At 43.2% G+C, this 17,466-nt stretch carries 14 protein-coding genes and 1 riboswitch; of the genes, 13 read left to right on the forward strand and 1 reads right to left on the reverse strand.

Features of this window, described 5'->3' with window-relative positions; genetic code table 11:
* Positions 1–101: 101 nt before the first annotated feature.
* Together ABD692_RS09065 and ABD692_RS20955 are read left to right on the forward strand one after the other, a co-directional pair.
* Positions 102–1,397: a PAS domain S-box protein gene (locus ABD692_RS09065; protein ID WP_344766390.1), complete on the forward strand. Its 1,296-nt coding sequence runs from the start codon at positions 102–104 to the stop codon at positions 1,395–1,397.
* Positions 1,345–1,680: a sensor histidine kinase gene (locus tag ABD692_RS20955; protein ID WP_425567336.1), complete on the forward strand. Its 336-nt coding sequence runs from the start codon at positions 1,345–1,347 to the stop codon at positions 1,678–1,680. Before ABD692_RS09065 ends, ABD692_RS20955 begins: the two co-directional genes overlap by 53 nt.
* Before the next feature lie 341 nt (positions 1,681–2,021).
* Here the strand turns inward: ABD692_RS20955 and ABD692_RS09070 are convergent, their stop codons facing one another.
* On the reverse strand, positions 2,022–2,762 hold the full coding sequence (locus ABD692_RS09070; RefSeq protein ID WP_344766392.1) for a hypothetical protein: 741 nt from the start codon (positions 2,760–2,762) through the stop codon (positions 2,022–2,024).
* Positions 2,763–3,225: 463 nt separating this feature from the next.
* On the opposite strand from ABD692_RS09070, the gene ABD692_RS09075 reads away from it, so the two are divergent.
* From ABD692_RS09075 to soxC, 11 genes are all read left to right on the forward strand, one after another.
* On the forward strand, positions 3,226–3,540 hold the full coding sequence (locus ABD692_RS09075; protein WP_344766394.1) for an ABC transporter permease subunit: 315 nt from the start codon (positions 3,226–3,228) through the stop codon (positions 3,538–3,540).
* Positions 3,541–3,611: 71 nt separating this feature from the next.
* Positions 3,612–4,385, forward strand: coding sequence for a methionine ABC transporter substrate-binding lipoprotein MetQ (gene metQ / locus ABD692_RS09080; protein ID WP_344766396.1), 774 nt, complete (start codon positions 3,612–3,614; stop codon positions 4,383–4,385).
* 308 nt (positions 4,386–4,693) lie between these two features.
* A riboswitch (SAM riboswitch) is annotated at positions 4,694–4,793 on the forward strand.
* A gap of 189 nt (positions 4,794–4,982) precedes the next feature.
* Positions 4,983–6,113 carry a redoxin domain-containing protein gene (locus ABD692_RS09085; protein ID WP_344766397.1) on the forward strand — a complete coding sequence of 377 codons (1,131 nt, stop codon included), beginning with the start codon at positions 4,983–4,985 and terminating at the stop codon, positions 6,111–6,113.
* Between the two features lie 95 nt (positions 6,114–6,208).
* Complete coding sequence (locus tag ABD692_RS09090; protein ID WP_344766399.1) at positions 6,209–6,463, forward strand: hypothetical protein; 255 nt, start codon at positions 6,209–6,211, stop codon at positions 6,461–6,463.
* Between the two features lie 552 nt (positions 6,464–7,015).
* The gene (locus ABD692_RS09095) at positions 7,016–10,126 is read left to right on the forward strand and encodes a SusC/RagA family TonB-linked outer membrane protein (RefSeq protein WP_344766401.1); all 3,111 of its coding nucleotides are present in this window, start codon (positions 7,016–7,018) and stop codon (positions 10,124–10,126) included.
* A gap of 20 nt (positions 10,127–10,146) precedes the next feature.
* Positions 10,147–11,508, forward strand: coding sequence for a RagB/SusD family nutrient uptake outer membrane protein (locus tag ABD692_RS09100; RefSeq protein ID WP_344766403.1), 1,362 nt, complete (start codon positions 10,147–10,149; stop codon positions 11,506–11,508).
* 2 nt (positions 11,509–11,510) lie between these two features.
* On the forward strand, positions 11,511–12,425 hold the full coding sequence (locus tag ABD692_RS09105) for a cyanophycinase (RefSeq protein WP_344766405.1): 915 nt from the start codon (positions 11,511–11,513) through the stop codon (positions 12,423–12,425).
* Positions 12,426–12,565: 140 nt separating this feature from the next.
* The gene (locus tag ABD692_RS09110) at positions 12,566–13,897 is read left to right on the forward strand and encodes a DoxX family protein (protein ID WP_344766407.1); all 1,332 of its coding nucleotides are present in this window, start codon (positions 12,566–12,568) and stop codon (positions 13,895–13,897) included.
* 23 nt (positions 13,898–13,920) lie between these two features.
* A complete protein-coding gene (locus ABD692_RS09115) occupies positions 13,921–15,636 on the forward strand; it encodes a hypothetical protein (protein ID WP_344766409.1) in 1,716 nt (571 codons plus the stop codon).
* Between the two features lie 3 nt (positions 15,637–15,639).
* Positions 15,640–16,221 carry a c-type cytochrome gene (locus tag ABD692_RS09120; protein ID WP_344766410.1) on the forward strand — a complete coding sequence of 194 codons (582 nt, stop codon included), beginning with the start codon at positions 15,640–15,642 and terminating at the stop codon, positions 16,219–16,221.
* Positions 16,221–17,462 carry a sulfite dehydrogenase gene (gene soxC, locus ABD692_RS09125; protein WP_344766412.1) on the forward strand — a complete coding sequence of 414 codons (1,242 nt, stop codon included), beginning with the start codon at positions 16,221–16,223 and terminating at the stop codon, positions 17,460–17,462. The genes ABD692_RS09120 and soxC overlap by 1 nt, the downstream gene beginning before the upstream one ends.
* Positions 17,463–17,466: the final 4 nt, after the last annotated feature.

Raw genomic sequence — 17,466 nt, forward strand, 5'->3', positions numbered from 1 at the left:
CGTCTATTGTTGCCAATTCCCAAGATATATAAATCTAAAATCAGTGTTAGTTTTGGGGTATTTTGTTTTTTCTATCTTTAGGCACACTTTAATGTTTTAAAATGATCTCTGATATTAGGAACGAGTCACTGAAAATCCTTGAAACTATTCCAAATAGCTACCTTGTAGTTTCTGCCTCGTTATACATAATAACAGCGAGCAACAAGTTTTTAGAGGCTACGGGGACTACAAGGGACTTTCTTAAAGACAAACATATTTTTGAAGCTTTCCCTGACAATCCAAATTTACCCGATGCAGATGGAATGAAAAATATCAATGCCTCCCTTCAGGAAGTGCTTCGCACGAAGGAACCTCATTACATGGATATCCAAAGATATGATGTGCCTGACCTACTAAATCCTGGTAAATTCATTACCAGGTATTGGGAGCCGAGTCATACCCCTGTCTTAAATGAGGATGGGGAGATTGATTATATCATCCAGCATGCTAATAATATTACCGATAAGGTCTTGCGCCTTGCGGAACTTGCAGAGAGTAGAAAGCTAGAGCTAAATGCACTTAAGAAGATTGAGCTGCTGAACCTTGAACTTGATGTATTGAGGATATCAGAACTTGAACATTTTAAAAATGAGAATCATTTCAGGAGGTTAATGGATCTTGTGCCGGCAAAAATCAGCACTGCTCTTCCGACTGGGGAGGTTACCTACTTCAATAGGCACTGGCTGGAGTACAGCGGAATGAGTTTCGAAAATTTACGAGACTATGGCTATCATCAGATGATGCATCCTGACGAGGTAGAATCTTTCATGATTGGGCTTGCAGCGGCCGCGAAGTCAGGCATTCCGTTTGAGTCTGAAATGCGTTTTAAGGATCTGTTAGGGAAATACCGCTGGCACCTAAACATAGCTGCTCCGGTTATGAACGATGAAGGAGAGATAATCATGTGGGTGGGATCGACAACTGATATACAAAAACTCAAAGACGAAGAACAGATGAAGAGTGACTTCATCGGAATGGTAAGTCATGAACTTAAAACACCTTTGACATCTCTAAAGGCATATCTACAACTCGTAGCGTTCAATGCGAAAAAAGCTGATGATAAAGTGACCGGTAATGCCGTCGAAAAGTCTCTTCGCCAGATAAGCAAGATGACAAATATGATTAATGGATTTATGAGCGTGTCAAGACTGGAGAATTCCAAAATTATAATAGAACTAAGCACCTTTTTAGTTTCACAACTCATTCGCGAAATAGAGGAAGACTTCAAAAATACCACGAGCAGTCATCCTATAATATTTAGTTATATCAACGTGGAAAAAACGATAACAGCTGACAGAAACAGAATTGAGCAGGTACTTAAAAACCCTAATCGGAAATGCTGTAAAATATTCACCTAGAGGCGCTGAAATTAAATGCACTTATTTTTTCTCTTCAGATGGGATAACATTTCTAATAAAAGACAAGGGAGAAGGTATAGCAACAGAGGATCAGGACAAGATCTTCGAACGCTATTATAGAATAGAAAACACGATCAGCAAAACGACCGCAGGCTTTGGCATCGGCCTCTATTTCTGTAAAGAGATCATAAGCCATCACAATGGCCGGATCTGGCTAGAAAGCGAAATAGGAAAAGGATCCACCTTTTGTTTCTCTATTCCAACAGACATCCCATCAAATTAGAGTCTGATTTTTTATATTACACCAAAATTGGGTAGGCGGGGAAATCTGAATGTGGACTCAATTATAGGCAAAAGAAAACCCGAATGCTGAAAACCTTCAACGCTACTTATCCTGATTTCTGCTGCTGCTAATATAGAACGTCATCTATTTAATCTTGACCCTCTCTGCTGGGTTTTGACTCCATTTTAGTTCCTATTGTTTTTTTAATGCTGGAAACAAATAAAAAAAGGGCTGCAGTTGCAACCCTTTTTCACTATTTAATGATTTAAGTATGGGCATGACTATATCGTTTTCCTTTCCTATTAGTTAATTACAAAAATTTCTTTGCTACATTCTTAATCTTACCTCTTCGCCAACTCAGTTAACTTACTTGGAACAGAACTAAGATCATATCTCACGCTATCCAAATTGGCTGGTAAACATACTCTCCTGTTAACATCACCGAAACTTAATACAAGACTATCTGGTTTTTCTGCACTATTGGTGTCGATCACAAACCTTCCTAGATCATCTCCGATGAGCATACCTGAACGGTGATAGATTTTTACTTTAGTGGCTGGGATACCGTCCAATAATACTTGGGCGTGAACCCTTCGCATATTGCTGTCAATCGAAGAATTAGCTTTGGGTTTTTCCACGCTATGCCCAAATTTATTTGATACCATGGCAGCGCAGCCTACAATGCATATTACTACCAGTGGTGCAAAAATCTGATTTCTCACCGTTCCCGATTGTAACAGCTTTTCCCAGAAGGTAAAATCTTCCATAAATATTGCAGCCTCTCTAAGTTTTTGGTGATCTCTTTTCCAGTTACTATAATCAATTGAGGAAATGTCCTCACTATATTTATCAATTAACTCAAAGCACTGAGTCATGATAATCGAAAGCTTATCAGGCAATTCAGTTTTTAATAGTTGTTTCATTTCCGTACGGTGACAGCTGAATGTCCAAGCGATGATCGTTTTCTTACATCCTCGAACAGGCCTGGCATCCTCTTCATCGTCCGAACTTCCGGCAACCTCTGTTGTAGAAGGAAGCTCATCCAGTAGCTCCTTGAACATTGTTTTGGTGAATTTTTGCATATTAATAGTTTAGGATTATTTTGTAAATTATTGACTATAAGTCGATTAGCGTTTGATAGCAGGTCTATTTACTTAATATCAATTCCTGTGCCTAATCCATCGCAGCCTATGCCAGCATAGCAGATTACTAACTATAATATGATGAATTTTTGTCGTGAATTAGCCAATAAAAAGCCTTAATGTCATGTTTTGAGAACATGGCACGGTGGCTTTTAGACTTTTGTCAGAATTTTGTATGGATTATTTTAAATACTATGCCTGACAAATAGTTCGAAATATAAAATGAATTTACAAGTTTTGTCAGGTTATTGTAAGTGTCATGACAATGTACACTTGGATTTTAACATTCATCTGCATAAGGCCTCTAATCAGACATGAAAACAACATCTTGAGTGGACAAAGCATTTGATGTACGACAGGAGCAGATTTTGTTTGGTGCAAATAAGATTGTCCGAACGATTTGGTGGAGGCTTTCAACATTGAGGCTGCAAGAGCAATGGGCGCAAAACCCTTGCAGATTATTATTAAGGTACTTTTACCGGAGGCTTTGCCTGCAATCATCAACAGTGCATCAATAACTTTAATCACGCTTGTTGGTTACTCCGCAATGGGTGGTGCAGTCGGAGCAGGAGACCTTGGACAGATTGGTTATCAGTATGGTTATATCGGCTATGATGTGCTGGTGATGAATACCGTGCTGGTCCTGCTGGTTGTTATCGTTTTTATCATCCAGTTTGGTGGAGATCGACTTTCAAAATATTTTGACCATAGAAAATAATTTTTAAAATCCCATAACATAAAATGAATACTACTTTCTGAAAAAGCATAGAATCAGTACTCTTGTTATCAGTGACCTTTCTTACTGCCTGCGGCAGCAATGCGAAAAAAAATGATCCCAACCACATAAAAGTCGGCGTAGAGTCTGGTCCGGAATATAATATTGCACAGGTTGCCCAAAAGGTAGCCAGGGAAAAGTACAACCTCGAGGTAGAACTGTTACAGTTTAATGATTATGTAATGCCCCACGAGGCAATTCATCAGGGAGATATTGACGCCGATGCATTCCAGAATAAGCCTTATCTTGATGTTCAGGCAAAACAACACGGTTACAAATTTGCAATTGTAGGGAATACTTTTGTTTATCCGATTGCAGGTTATTCCAGAAAGATAAAAAGCCTTAACGAACTTAAAGATGAAAGCACAGTAATTATCCCCAATGATCCAACCAATAGTGGCCGGTCGCTGTTGCTCCTGCAGACTGCGGGACTTATCAAGCTGAAGCCCGGCGTTGGGCTGTTGCCAACCTTGAATGATGTAATCGAAAATCCCAAAAACTTAAGAATATTGGAGCTTGAGGCGCCACAACTTCCGAGGTCATTGGACGATGCAAATGTATCTATAGCCATCATCAACAATACATTTGCTGCACCTATTGGTTTGATATCTACAAGGGACGGGCTGTTTATCGAAGATAGCAAGTCTCCTTATGTGAATGCAATTGTCGCAAGAGAAGATAATAAGCACGAGGATAAAATCAAGCGTTTTGTTAAAGCCTACCAGTCTGTTGAGGTAGAAAAAGCAGCAGAGAGGGCTTTCAAAGGCCGCGCCGTAAAAGGTTGGTAGTAAAATTTTACAGCTAAATATGCTTAAATTATGCGATGATAATATATTTTTTTTTGCCTCGTTTTGGAATAAAACATTAATTAATAATTTAAAATCAGTCATTTTTAGAAGTTATTATTAATTTATTAAAACATTATTCTGATAAATGATTTAGTGATATTGTTTATCAAAATAAAAATTGGTTTTGATTGATTTAATGCTTTAATTTGTACTACCAAATCTATAGATTTAATGGGTTATAAATGGTGAAACAGATTTTGCACCCAAATAGAAATGGAACACTTTTGATTCGAAATAGTAATTTCAATGACTTATCCAGAAAGACTGAGGGAAAAGGCCCTATGATGTCTTAGCAACCTGTTGCCAAATAAGGTGCTAAATCCTTCTCCGAAAAGAGAAAGATAAGAAAGGCTTCCATCGGGAATCTGAATAAGTAAGAGAAAGTTAATCCTATAAGGTATAATTTTTAAGATAGAAGGTAAAACCGTTGGCTTTAGAGCAATACTAACGCTCATTGGTGAGGTCTATGCTCAAAATGAACATTAATATGCCGTACCTGGATTATTAAAGCAGTAATGAATATCTAAACAAGTTAATATGAAAAGAATACTACTTATTGCCATGGCCGCACTTCCGCTTGCCGCATTGGCGCAGAAACCGTTTTTCCTCAGCGGAAATTTAAAGAATGCAAAAGGTAATGAAAAAATTTACCTGAGTTATGCTAAAGATGGCAGATCAATTTTAGACTCAACAGAACTTAAAAACGGCTCTTTTTTATTTAAGGGTGATTTATCAGATCCGCTTCGGGCCTCAGTTTATCAAAAATCCGCAGAAAAAAATGGTAAACGGGACTTACTTTCCATTTATCTGGAACCTGGAAACATCAAACTCGCTGCTGCTGATTCCTTGAAAAATGCTACGATTTCCGGTTCGCAGGTCAACGCCGATAATGACAAACTAAAAGCATTGACGAAACCTGTTCAGGATAAGCTGGCTTCAATAAACGCTGAATTTGGTAAACTATCCCCTGAACAAAGAAAAGATAAAGCCTTTACGGAGGCCATCTACAAACGGTATGAGGAATCGAGCAAAGGTCTTGAGCCAATTTACCTTGATTTCGCACGTAAAAATCCTTCTTCACACATTAGTTTAACGGCCATATCGCAAATCGCAACCAGTGAGACAGCTCAGCCTGAAGCCGAGAAAGTTTATGCAGATTTAAGTGACAATATTAAAACCACTAAGACGGGTAAAGACATCTCCGTATATTTTGCTGCGGTGAAAAAAACCAGAATAGGTCTTCAGGCACCAGATTTTACACAGAATGATGTTAATGATAAACCCGTAAAACTTTCCGATTTTAAGGGTAAATATGTACTTGTAGATTTTTGGGCATCATGGTGCGGCCCATGCAGACAGGAAAACCCGAATGTAGTTGCGGCCTACAATCAGTTTAAGGACAAAGGGTTTACCATACTAGGCGTTTCCTTAGACCAGCCCGGTAAGAAAGATGCGTGGCTAAAGGCAATTGCTGATGATAAGTTAACCTGGACTCACGTTTCCGATCTGAAATTCTGGGACAATTCAGTTGCCAAACAATATGGCATCCGCTCTATTCCTGCTAATTTCCTTATTGACCCGGATGGAAAAATCATTGCAAGAGGTTTGCGAGGTGAGGCGTTAAAAGAGAAACTGGCCTCTCTTCTGGATAACCCCAAAGCAAAATAATCAATCTTTTAAGCCCAAAATTCTTTTGGGAGGGGCCATTGGTCGTTTGAAATGGCCCCAATTAAGATCAACGTTCAACAAATAAAATTAATGTTATGGCTACAATCGCACAATTTCAGCAACTGCTGAACAACAAGGCAAGAAAGTTAACACTGGAACTTACCCTTGGAAAGGGACTTGTCAATAGAATCGAACTGGCAGGCGGGACCTGTAAATATGATATAGAAGCAGACCAATTGAAGTTCTTTAATGTTCCCGAGGAACTTAAGGATGAGCTTGAACGCAAACTGGTACGGATAGGCGGCAATGCCCTAGGGGATGCTGATGCCAACTTGAGCTATCTGTCCTGATCCTTACTGTAAACGGCATGCAGGCTAGTGCAACATCGAAGGATATCCCAGCAAGAACTTGAATAGATAAGTATTCGATACTGCATGATCCCTCGTTGTGTATTTCCGTAAACCTAGAAATGGAATCTCATTCAATTATTTTAGATATACTATTTACTTTAATGCCTATCTGCATTACCAAATACCGTTTTTATAAACAATAAAATATATAGTCTATAGATTTGGTAGATTAAATATTAATATTTATGTTTGCCACATCATGAAAAAAGTACTTCCATTACATTCGAAGCCCGTCGAACGCTTGAGCATCAACAAGTTATATAACATTTTTTATACCCACAAACTTCTTGGTTGTTACCTTCAGCACACTGAAGAAATTTCTTAAGAAATCCACCTCACTTTCAAATTATGTGTTGAAATCCCCAATAAAAAAAACCAGTGAGGAAGCCTCACCGGTCGTTCAGGAATATCAGTTCTGTAATGCCAATCACGCACTGATGTCCTCCAGTCTTACGCAGATGAAACTAATCATTAACTTAAAACCAGTTAAATATGGAAATATTTCTCCATAAGAAAAAGTATTTTATTCAAACAAGCTTTCTTCTTTTCTTTTTATTGCTTGTCAGCTCAGCCGATGTGCTGGCTCAGGTCGAACCTCCTCCGCTGATCAATTCCAATCTTCAGGGACTGGTCATAGACTCCGCAAACAAGCAGCCATTGCCGGGGGTTGTTTTAAGGATTAAGGGCGTAACGCATTCTGTTTCAACAGACGGAGATGGAAAATTTGTTTTCGTAACCGGACAGAAATTGCCATATACCTTGATCCTGACCTATGTCGGATATCAGACCAGAGAACTTGTTGTTGCAGCAAGTCCGATTACCATAACCTTGAGGGAAACTTCAAGCCAGCTTAACGATGTGGTTGTTGTAGGCTATGGAACCCAGACCAGAAAATCCCTCACCGGATCTGTTTCTACAATTGCCGTTGATGAGATTAGGACCAAACCTACGGCAACCTTTGCGGAGCAGCTTCAGGGCAAAGCCGCCGGGCTTCAGGTAAGTACATCAACAGGGATTCCCGGCGACGGAATGTTTATCCGGATCAGGGGAACAACCTCGATAAATGCCAGTAATGATCCCCTTTACGTCATTGATGGAGTTTATGTCAACAATAGTTCTTTGCAGAGAATCACCACTCAAGGGCAGGCCAACAATCCGCTCTCAGATATAAATCCTGAAGATATCGAGAGCGTTACCGTACTCAAAGATGCCGACGCTACTGCCATATACGGTGCCCGTGCAGCCAACGGGGTTATTTTAATTACAACCAAAAGAGGGAAATACAATACAGGGCCGAAAGTGAGTATCGGTTCATACGTTGGGTTTGCAAAAACGCCCAAATTGTGGGAACTGGTTACCGGGCCGCAACATGCGGAACTGATCAACGAATTTTACAGAAATTCGAATGCAGATGCGATCGCCAATGCTGCCGCTAACGGTACGACACCGGTGACCACATACAGGTTTCAGCCTTTCAGGGCATTGAGCGATAACCCGGCCGCTTCACCAGCTCCACGAGGCCTGCCTCAGGATCAGAATACATATGACAGGCTGAGCAAAGCTTTTAGAACAGGCTTCCTGCAGAATTATGATGCATCCATCTCCGGTGGCAACGACAAAACAACCTACTATATCGGAGGCGGCCTGAACAAGCAGGAAGCAACGCTAAAAACAAATGATTTTCGCCGTGGAAGTTTTAAAATTAACCTCGATCAGAAAATCGGTGAACGCATTACTGTGGGTACCAGCAACATTATTACCCAGACCTATAGGACCAATGCGAGGGTAGGAGACGGGCCTCAGGGTGGAATTCTTCAGTCAGCCCTGCATACTCCGACCTACCTCCCCGAAGTGAACGCAGACGGAACGCCGGGGAAATGGGCCGGATTTGACAACCTGGATGTGCTGCTGGCGAATACAAATATGAACAGTACCAGTAACCGTTTGATAAGCAACCTTTACGGTGAAGTTAAAATATTAAAGGATCTGACCTTTAAAACCAGCTGGAGTGTTGATTATAATCAGTATAACGAATTTCAATACTGGAACAGCCTGACTAATTTAGGTATCGCCAATAAAAATCTGGGCTCGACCAGCGTTAGCAATAACTCGATCTGGACCAATGAACAGACGCTTAACTATAACCACGTTTTCGGCAAACATGCTTTTGGCGCTCTGATCGGTAACTCACTCCAGGGTTCGGTGACCAATCAGGTGCTCGCAACCGGAACCAACTTTCCCAACGACTCTTTTCAGCAGATTGCCTCGGCAGCGACAACGACCTCTTCTGCCTCGGAATCAAAGTATAAACTGTCTTCTTTTTTCGCACGGTTAAATTATAATTATGGCGGAAAGTATTATGCGGTTTTCAGCATCAGGGGCGATGGCTCTTCACGTTTCGGCGCAAACCGTCAGTGGGGCTATTTTCCATCCGGAGGCTTGGCATGGCGGGTTAAGGGAGAGGAGTTTTTAAAGAACGTTACCTTCATCACGGATTTAAAACTTCGCGGAAGCCTCGGGATTACCGGCAACCAGAACGGGATAAATGACTTTGCCTCCCGCGGTCTATGGGGTGCCGGGGCAAATTACCTGAACAATCCGGGCACAGTTGCCTCGCAACTGGCCAATCCCGATCTGAAGTGGGAAAGTACACGCCAGACCAATATCGGTTTAGACTTAAGTCTTTTTAAGGACCGCCTGACCATAAGCGGGGATGTATACGAAAAATATACCAGCAACTTATTGCTTAACCTCCCGCTTGCCTCAAGCAAGGGTTTCTCTTCCATTCTTACAAATGCAGGCGAAATGAGCAACAAGGGTTTTGAGCTCAATATCAGCAGTGCGAATCTGGACGGTAAATTTAAGTGGAATACCAATTTTAATATCTCCCGTAACATCAACAAAATAGAAAAGCTTCCAACGCCTGTGGTTGCCGCTTACGCTGCCCAAAGAATGGTGCAGGGTTTATCGATGTACACTTTCTTTGTTTATAACCAGCTTTATGTTGATCCACAGACCGGCAACGCTGTATATGAGGATGCGGATAAGAATGGGGTCATCAATGCCAATGATATTGTGCCTTTGGGAAATGCGCTGCCGAAATTCAGTGGCGGAATAACCAACAATTTCTCTTACCAGGGTTTCGACCTGTCTGTGTTCTTTAATTTCGTTTACGGAAATAAGGTGTACAACAATAACAACTATTTCCTGGAAGGCGGGGGAACGCGTGATGCAAACAGGGCCATGGATATCTACCAGTTAACAAGATGGCAGAAACCGGGAGATATAACGGATCTGCCAAGGCTTACCGCTTATGGCCAGAACTATACTTTAAGCCCGACAAGCCGAAATATTGAAGATGGATCTTTTATCCGTTTAAGCAACATAACCCTCGGCTATAATCTACCTAAAAGCTTTATCAGAAAGGCTAAAATGTCTGCGGTAAGGATTTATGCCAGTGGCTCCAATCTTGCGCTCTGGACAAAATACAAAGGTCCCGACCCGGAGATAAATGTTTCCTCATCCGCAACAGTTCTTGGGTATGACCTGGGAACGCCACCGGTCCCAAGAAGCTTCCAGGTTGGTGCCAACATAACTTTTTAATCCATCAAGGTATTCTTATTATGAAAAAAATATTATATATTTTCACTATCCTAATTATATTCTCCTCCTGCAAGAAATTTCTGGACGTACAGCCCCAGCTGCAGGTTGATCAGGATCAGGCCATTGTTAACGCCGGAACTGCTGCCACTGCGGTAAGCGGGCTGTTCAACCTGGTTTCAAGCGGTAATTATTATGGTTCCAATTTTCCGGCTTTGTCCTACCTTTCGGCGGGCGATATTCAGTGGTCAGGCTCACAGTCTGACCCGAACGAAATCACTAAACACCTGACCTCAGCAACCAACGGTTATGTTCAGTCCGCCTGGACAGCAATTTATAAAACAATTTCGCAGGCCAACTATATCATCGATAAGGTTCCGGGCGTAAATGATTCTCAGCTGACCACAGCACTAAAAAACCAGTATCTGGGAGAAGCCTATTTCATCAGGGCACTGGCTTATTTTGATCTGGCGAGAGGTTGGGGGGGCGTTCAGCTGATTCTCAAACCAACCTATGCATCAACAGATAACTCAGATATTCCAAGGAGCAGTCTATCAGATACCTATGCACAGGTGCTAAAGGATTTGAATGCAGCGGAGACTTTGGTCCCAGTGGCAATAAACAGGAACCGGGTTTCCGTAAAAACCGTTCAGGCACTAAAGGCAAGATTCTATCTGTACCAGAAAAACTGGGCACTGGCAGAACAGTTTGCCACCTCAGTTATCGGAGATAATGCGAATTATACGTTGGTGGCTCCCTATAGTGCTTTCTTCGCGAACAATGCGGTTGCCACAAACGAATCTGTTTTCGAGCTTGCCTATACCACTTCCAATACAAATGGACACAGTAACTGGTGGCTGCCGCCAGCACTTGGAGGTCGAAGAGAATGGTCGCCAAACGATGCGCTGGTTTCGCTGTTGAACAGTCCCGCAATCGGTGGAAACCGAAATGCACTGATTGCACAGACCGCGCCTCCGGGAAATCTATGGTACGGGAAACTATATTACCGTACACCATTGGGTACTGACCCGGCTTACGTGATCCGGATTTCCGAACTGTACCTGATCCGATCAGAAGCACGTGCTTACCAGAATAACCTGAGTGGAGTGAACAGCGCCATCTCAGATCTGAATGCGGTGAGGGCAAGAGCAGGTGTTGCAGCGAGTACCTCGGCGACGCTGGCCGATATCCTGCTTGCACTCGAAAAAGAGCGCCAGGTCGAATTTCCATTTGAAGCAGACCGGTGGTTCAATCTCGTGCGTACCGATAGGGCACAGTCACTTTTGGGATTGCCGGATAAACACCTTTATTTATTTCCTATTCCATATAATGAAACATTAGTGGATCCGGCCCTTGCCGGAGCAAACCGAAATCCAGGCTATTAATTATGAAAAAATCAAATCTAGTTTTATTCCTTTTACTGGCTTTCAATTACAGCCTGTTTGCACAGCGGTCACCCATTACGGTCAAAAAATCGTATACCCGACATGGCCCTGAAAAGGGAAGTCTTTTGATTATTGGCGGAAATGTTGGCAGTCAAAAAGACATCTGGGAAAAGTTTACAGAACTCGCGGGCGGTAAGGACAAAGCTGTACTCGTCGTAGTCACCACCGCATCCGGAGATTCAGCGGCCTTTGACAAAAAAGGCGTCGAAGAGGTAAAGCGGCAGACCGGAATAAAAAATGTCACGCTTTTTCATACAAGTGATTTAAAGGAAGCAAACAGTGAAAAATTTATTGCACCACTGAAAAATGCGACCGCAGTATATTTTGAGGGAGGAAGGCAATGGCGAATTGCAGATTCTTATCTGAATACCCTTACCCATCAGGCTTTTGCAGATGTACTAGAGCGGGGCGGTGTCATTGCCGGAAGCTCTGCGGGCGCGACCATTATAGGTTCATTTTTATGGCGTGGGGATACACAGGGTGCACAGATACTCATTGGTGACCATACCCAGGGACTGGGTTTTCTGAAAAACTCGGCAATCGATCAGCATTTGCTGGTGCGAAACCGCCAGTTTGACCTGGTTGATTTTATACGCAAATCGCCGGAAATAATCGGCCTGGGACTTGATGAGGCGACGGCTGTACTCGTACAGAAAGATACCCTGCAGGTACTGGGACATTCATTCGTTGCGATTTATGATTATAAGACCATAACGGGCAGTGATGATAAACATGTCGCCGATGGGCGCGAAGATTTCACTGCGTCAAGCGGACCATTCTTCTTTTTAAAAGCCGGTCAGAAATATGACCTCTCGAAAAGGCAGGTTGTTAAGCCGGTACGGACAGCAGCCAAGTAAACTAATAATTCAATCCGGATGGAGGCTTACAGGCCTTCATCCAGAAAAAGCCGGGTGACCGAGTGGATAGGTAGAGGTCTGCAAAACCTTTCAGGGCAGTTCGAATCTGTCGCCGGCGTCAATAATTTATTAATAGCGCGATGAACAAAAACATTCCGACAACTGGCCATGAATGGACCGAGAGAGAGAAATATATTTTCAGGTTCTTCTTTCTCTTCCTCATCCTCCAGGCACTTCCCTTGAGTATTGATCTATTTAAGATCCTTTTCGGATTCAACTGGCTCTACATCAGCTATGCGGATATTTTTAACCTTACGCGATTATCCGCGAAGTTTCTTCCCGGAAAGGACAGTTTTTTAAATTGGGCGATTGTCGGAATAATCTCAGCGATCGGGGCGGTGGCCTGGTCAAAAATAAAAAAACAGGCCTATAATTATGACGAGCTTTACTATTGGCTCAGGACCGTTGTTCGCTACCGGCTGGCCATTGGAGTTATCGGCTACGGATTCATTAAATTTTTTCCTTTACAGGCGCCTTTTCCGTCCATCAGTAATCTCAATACCGCTTATGGTGACTTTTCACCATGGAAAATTTTTTCGATGAGTTTGGGGATTGTACCCGGCTACGAATCTTTCTTGGGGGGAGTGGAGATCTTAGCGGGGTTACTGCTTCTTTTTCGCAGGACCGCATCCATCGGGGCGTTGATCATCTTGATATTCACAGGGAATGTGTTCATTTCAAATCTCGGTTACGGTGGTGGCGAATATGTGTATGCATCCTATCTGATCAGTTTTGCAATCTTCGTATTGTGGTTCGATGCCAAAAGAATCTACAATCTCGTTTCTTTGGAGCTTCCCACGCAGCCAAATTATTTCAAACCAGCCTTTTCTCCACATTTCAGTCAGCTGCGCCTCGCGCTTAAATCGTTTGTCTTAATAATATTTGTTTTCTTTTATGGGATAAAGACCTATTCAGGCTTTAAGCGGGATCCCTATCAGTTTCCAAAACAATCGGGACTTGCGAACGTGGCGGGTATTTACAACGTTGCCGAGTTTAAGGTTAATGGAAAGATTTTGCCTTATAGCCAGGTTGATGAGGTTCGATGGAACGATGTTGTATTTGAAAAGTGGGCAACCCTCAGTATCCGCTCCAATCGCCCTGTTTTAACCGACGAGGTAGACTATGAAACAATATCCGCCGATGATAAGGGCAGAAACTATGAACTGGCCGGGTCGGGCGGAAGGCATTATTATGCTTACAGGGTAGATACCAGTAAACAGACTCTTTTTCTGGAAAATAAGAACAGCCATTACCAAAATGAGAAGCTGGTACTGACCTATATACGCCCCGACGCCTCAACGATCCACTTGTCCGGCTTAAATGAAAGGGGCGATTCTATATCGGCAATTTTAATCAGGCTTGATAAAAAATACCCGTTGAAACTTAGCCGCAGGAAAGCGTTAAAACTCTAATCACTTACAGCAAACTTATTAACATGTCCGAGGAAATACGATCAAATAAACAAAATTCCCAATTAATAGAAAATCCGGATCTGGGGAAACCCTGGTCTGCTATGAAAAAGTTTGGATTCAGGGTGCTCTTTATATTTATGCTAGCGATGTGCATTCCATTTTCGCCAAACTGGTATAAGAATATCTTTACCCTGGACTGGACGCGTCCGCATTACCGTGACCTTTATGATATCGCACGTTTCCAGCCGAACTTTTTTTCGCTGATTTACGGGCAGCGCAGTCGCGAGATCACAGATGCTCCATTTGCCGATGATTCCAAAGTGAATAATAGACAGGCAAAGAGCGCTGGAAAATCAGGCCCTGGTAGGGATGATGTGAAGCTCAAAAGGAGTCCGGTCGTAACAAATAGCGCACTTATGCCCCCAAAGCGCAGTTTTTTGGCCGACTACACAGATTGGGGCTTGGCGTTATTGATTGCTCTCATTGGCGGGTTCATATGGTCGATATTTGACCGCAAATCACGATCATACAATATTTTATATTACTGGATCAGGGTGGCTGTGCGCTACCGTGCAGGTATAGGTATAATAGGGTTTGGTTTTACCAAGCTATTTCCAACCCAGATGCCCTATCCGTCTCTCGGACTCTTAAACAGTAACTTTGGGGATTTTACAGCGCAGAAAATCTACTGGCTTTCGGTTGGCATCGTGCCCTGGTACCAGGTTTTTGGCGGGATAGTGGAGATTGCTGCGGGCCTGATGCTTTTTTTCAGGAAGACCACGACCTTTGGCGCAATCCTGCTCATTGCAGCGCTGGGCGACATTACTTTTGTAAACTATGCTTATGATGGCGGAGTGCATGTGTATGCCTTCTATTTTGTGTTCCTCGGACTTTTCCTTGCCGCTGATGATTTCCCAAAACTCTATAACCTACTGATTTTGGAACGATACACCGTTCCCCTCAGAATTTATCCGGATTTGACAAACCCCGTTTTCAAGTACACCCGGATTGGTTTAAAGGTTTTGACCTTTCTGATATTTTTTGGGGTGATGACCTACACCGAAATCATCAATTTTAAATACGACCCATATAAACAGCCCGCTACAGCAGGTGTCAAAAACCTCCGCGGGAATTATCGGGTAACAGAATTTAAAATCAATGGCGTTACTATTCCGTACAATCCCCTTGACTCGACCCGGTGGCAGGACGCAACTTTTGAAAACTGGACAACACTGACTTTCAGGATCAACCGCCCGGTACTCATCGACCCTTCCAATGGCGGCGGTAGTCCGATGCGCGATATTCAGCGGACTTTCGAAATCAGCGGGGTAGCCGGCGGGCAAAGAGCTTTTCATTATTATGCAGACACGATAGATAAGGTTCTCTATCTACAGGATAAAAATGTAATGGCTTTACGTGGAACCGCAAAGGCGGACAAATCTGAAAGTGCGGATACTTTAAAGGGTGACTGGATTAGCAAATCGGCCTGGAAGCATATTGGAGATGAAAACAAAATGATTGATAAATGGGCTTGGTCAACAAGGCGGGACAGGGAGTTTGCGGAAAAACCAAGGGCATCCAAACGCAATAAAATGGTACTCAGGTATGATACAGCTGATGGAGCTCGGGTAATCCTGTCGGGGAGGAATGAAAACAGGGATTCTATATACGTCGTGCTGGACCGGTACGAGCGAAAATATGTTTTGCCAAAAAGCAATCTTAACGCGGGAAAATATTAATCAATGAAATCAGAAGCAATAATTTCCGGTTTTGGCCTGGCTGTGCTGATTCTGTTATGGAACAGTAAAGCCAACGCCCAGGCTAACCAAAGCATTAAAAGGTCAGCTAAATTCGGATTTGGCAGAACGGTTGGCTTCCCTGAAATTGCCGCCTGGGACATCGATATACGCCCGGATGGCATGGGCCTGCCAAAAGGCAGGGGCGAGGTAAAGACAGGCAGGTTGATCTATGCAAAAAAATGTGCAGCTTGTCATGGGGCAGACGGCAAAGAAACCACCGGAGTTAAGCTATTGGGCGGTGCGCTGGTCAGCGATTCTCTTTCGGGTAGGAAGGTAAAAACTATTGGTAATTACTGGCCCTTTGCGACCACACTATTTGATTACATCAGACGGGCCATGCCCTATAACTTGCCCGGTTCCCTGAACAACGAAGAAGTATACAGCCTAAGTGCCTACCTGCTTTTTGCCAACAAAGTTATTAAGGCAGATGTGGTACTGGATGCTGTCAGCTTGCCAAAAATTATAATGCCGGCGAGAAAGCTCTTTGTAATGGATGACAGAAAAGGAGGAAAGGAAATAAAATAATGGATAAGCATAAAACTAAAGCTAGTGCGGGAAAAATTAGCAGAAGAACGCTTCTTGGCGGGGTGATCGCAGCTGCTGTATTGCCCGTAAACAATCTGTTTGCTTCTCAGAGGTCCCCACAGGATTTTTTGCCGCTCGCGCCGGAGGATCCTACTAAAGTTCCCGGCCAGGGGCCAAGTCCTCTGGGGAAACGCTCGCCTTTTGAGAGTCCGGTCAGAAAACCTTCCGATATCTCTTCCCGCACGCCCTTGCAAGATATGCATGGCACCATCACCCCATCCGACCTGCATTTTGAACGCCACCATGCCGGTATACCGACAATAGATCCGGCAATACATGAGCTCCTTATCCATGGTCTGGTCGAAACGCCGATAAAATTTACCCTTGCCGATCTTAAAAAATTTCCCTCGGTAACCAGGATCTGTTTTATAGAATGTGCCGGAAATTTCAGAACGGGAAAAGAAGAGATGACCCCACAGGACATTCTTGGGCTTACCAGTCAGAGCGAATGGACCGGAGTCATGTTGTCTACCCTTTTTAATGAGGTGGGTATAGATCCCTCTGCCAAATGGTTTTTGGCAGAGGGATCTGATGCGGCAGTGATGACACGTACCATCCCCTTATCGAAGGCCTGGGATGATGCAATGGTTGTCTATGCCCAGAACGGGGAGGCGATCCGCCCTGAGCAGGGGTATCCGATGCGCTTACTATTGCCTGGTTTTGAGGGAAATATGAATATCAAGTGGCTTCGCAGGATTAAACTATCAGACGAACCTTACATGACCAGGGAAGAAACCTCAAAATATACTTATCCTGTTAAGGATAGAATAAGAATGTTTAGTTTTGAACTGGATGCGCGTTCAATCATTATTTATCCCGCTTACCCGGCAAAAATAAACAAAGGCTATGTTCAGATCAGGGGCATTGCCTGGAGCGGAAGGGGAAAAGTGGAAAAAGTCGAAGTGAGTACCGATAGGGGACAAACATGGCAAATAGCAAACCTGCAGGAACCCGTTTTAAGTAAGGCTCATACCTATTTTAGGTATGAATGGAACTGGGATGGTGATGCAACAGAGATATTAAGCCGTGTAACCGATGAAACAGGATACCTGCAGCCGACTTTGCAGCAGCTGATCGAAGCCCGCGGCCCGGATATCAGCGGGTATCACATGAATCCGGTTACGGCCTGGAAAATTAATAAAGATGGTACGGTGCTGTTTAAGGCTGAACCTTTAAAATAGAATT

Origin of the sequence: Pedobacter ginsengiterrae (assembly GCF_039537385.1) — a bacterium.
GTDB classification, from domain to species: Bacteria; Bacteroidota; Bacteroidia; order Sphingobacteriales; family Sphingobacteriaceae; genus Pedobacter; species Pedobacter ginsengiterrae.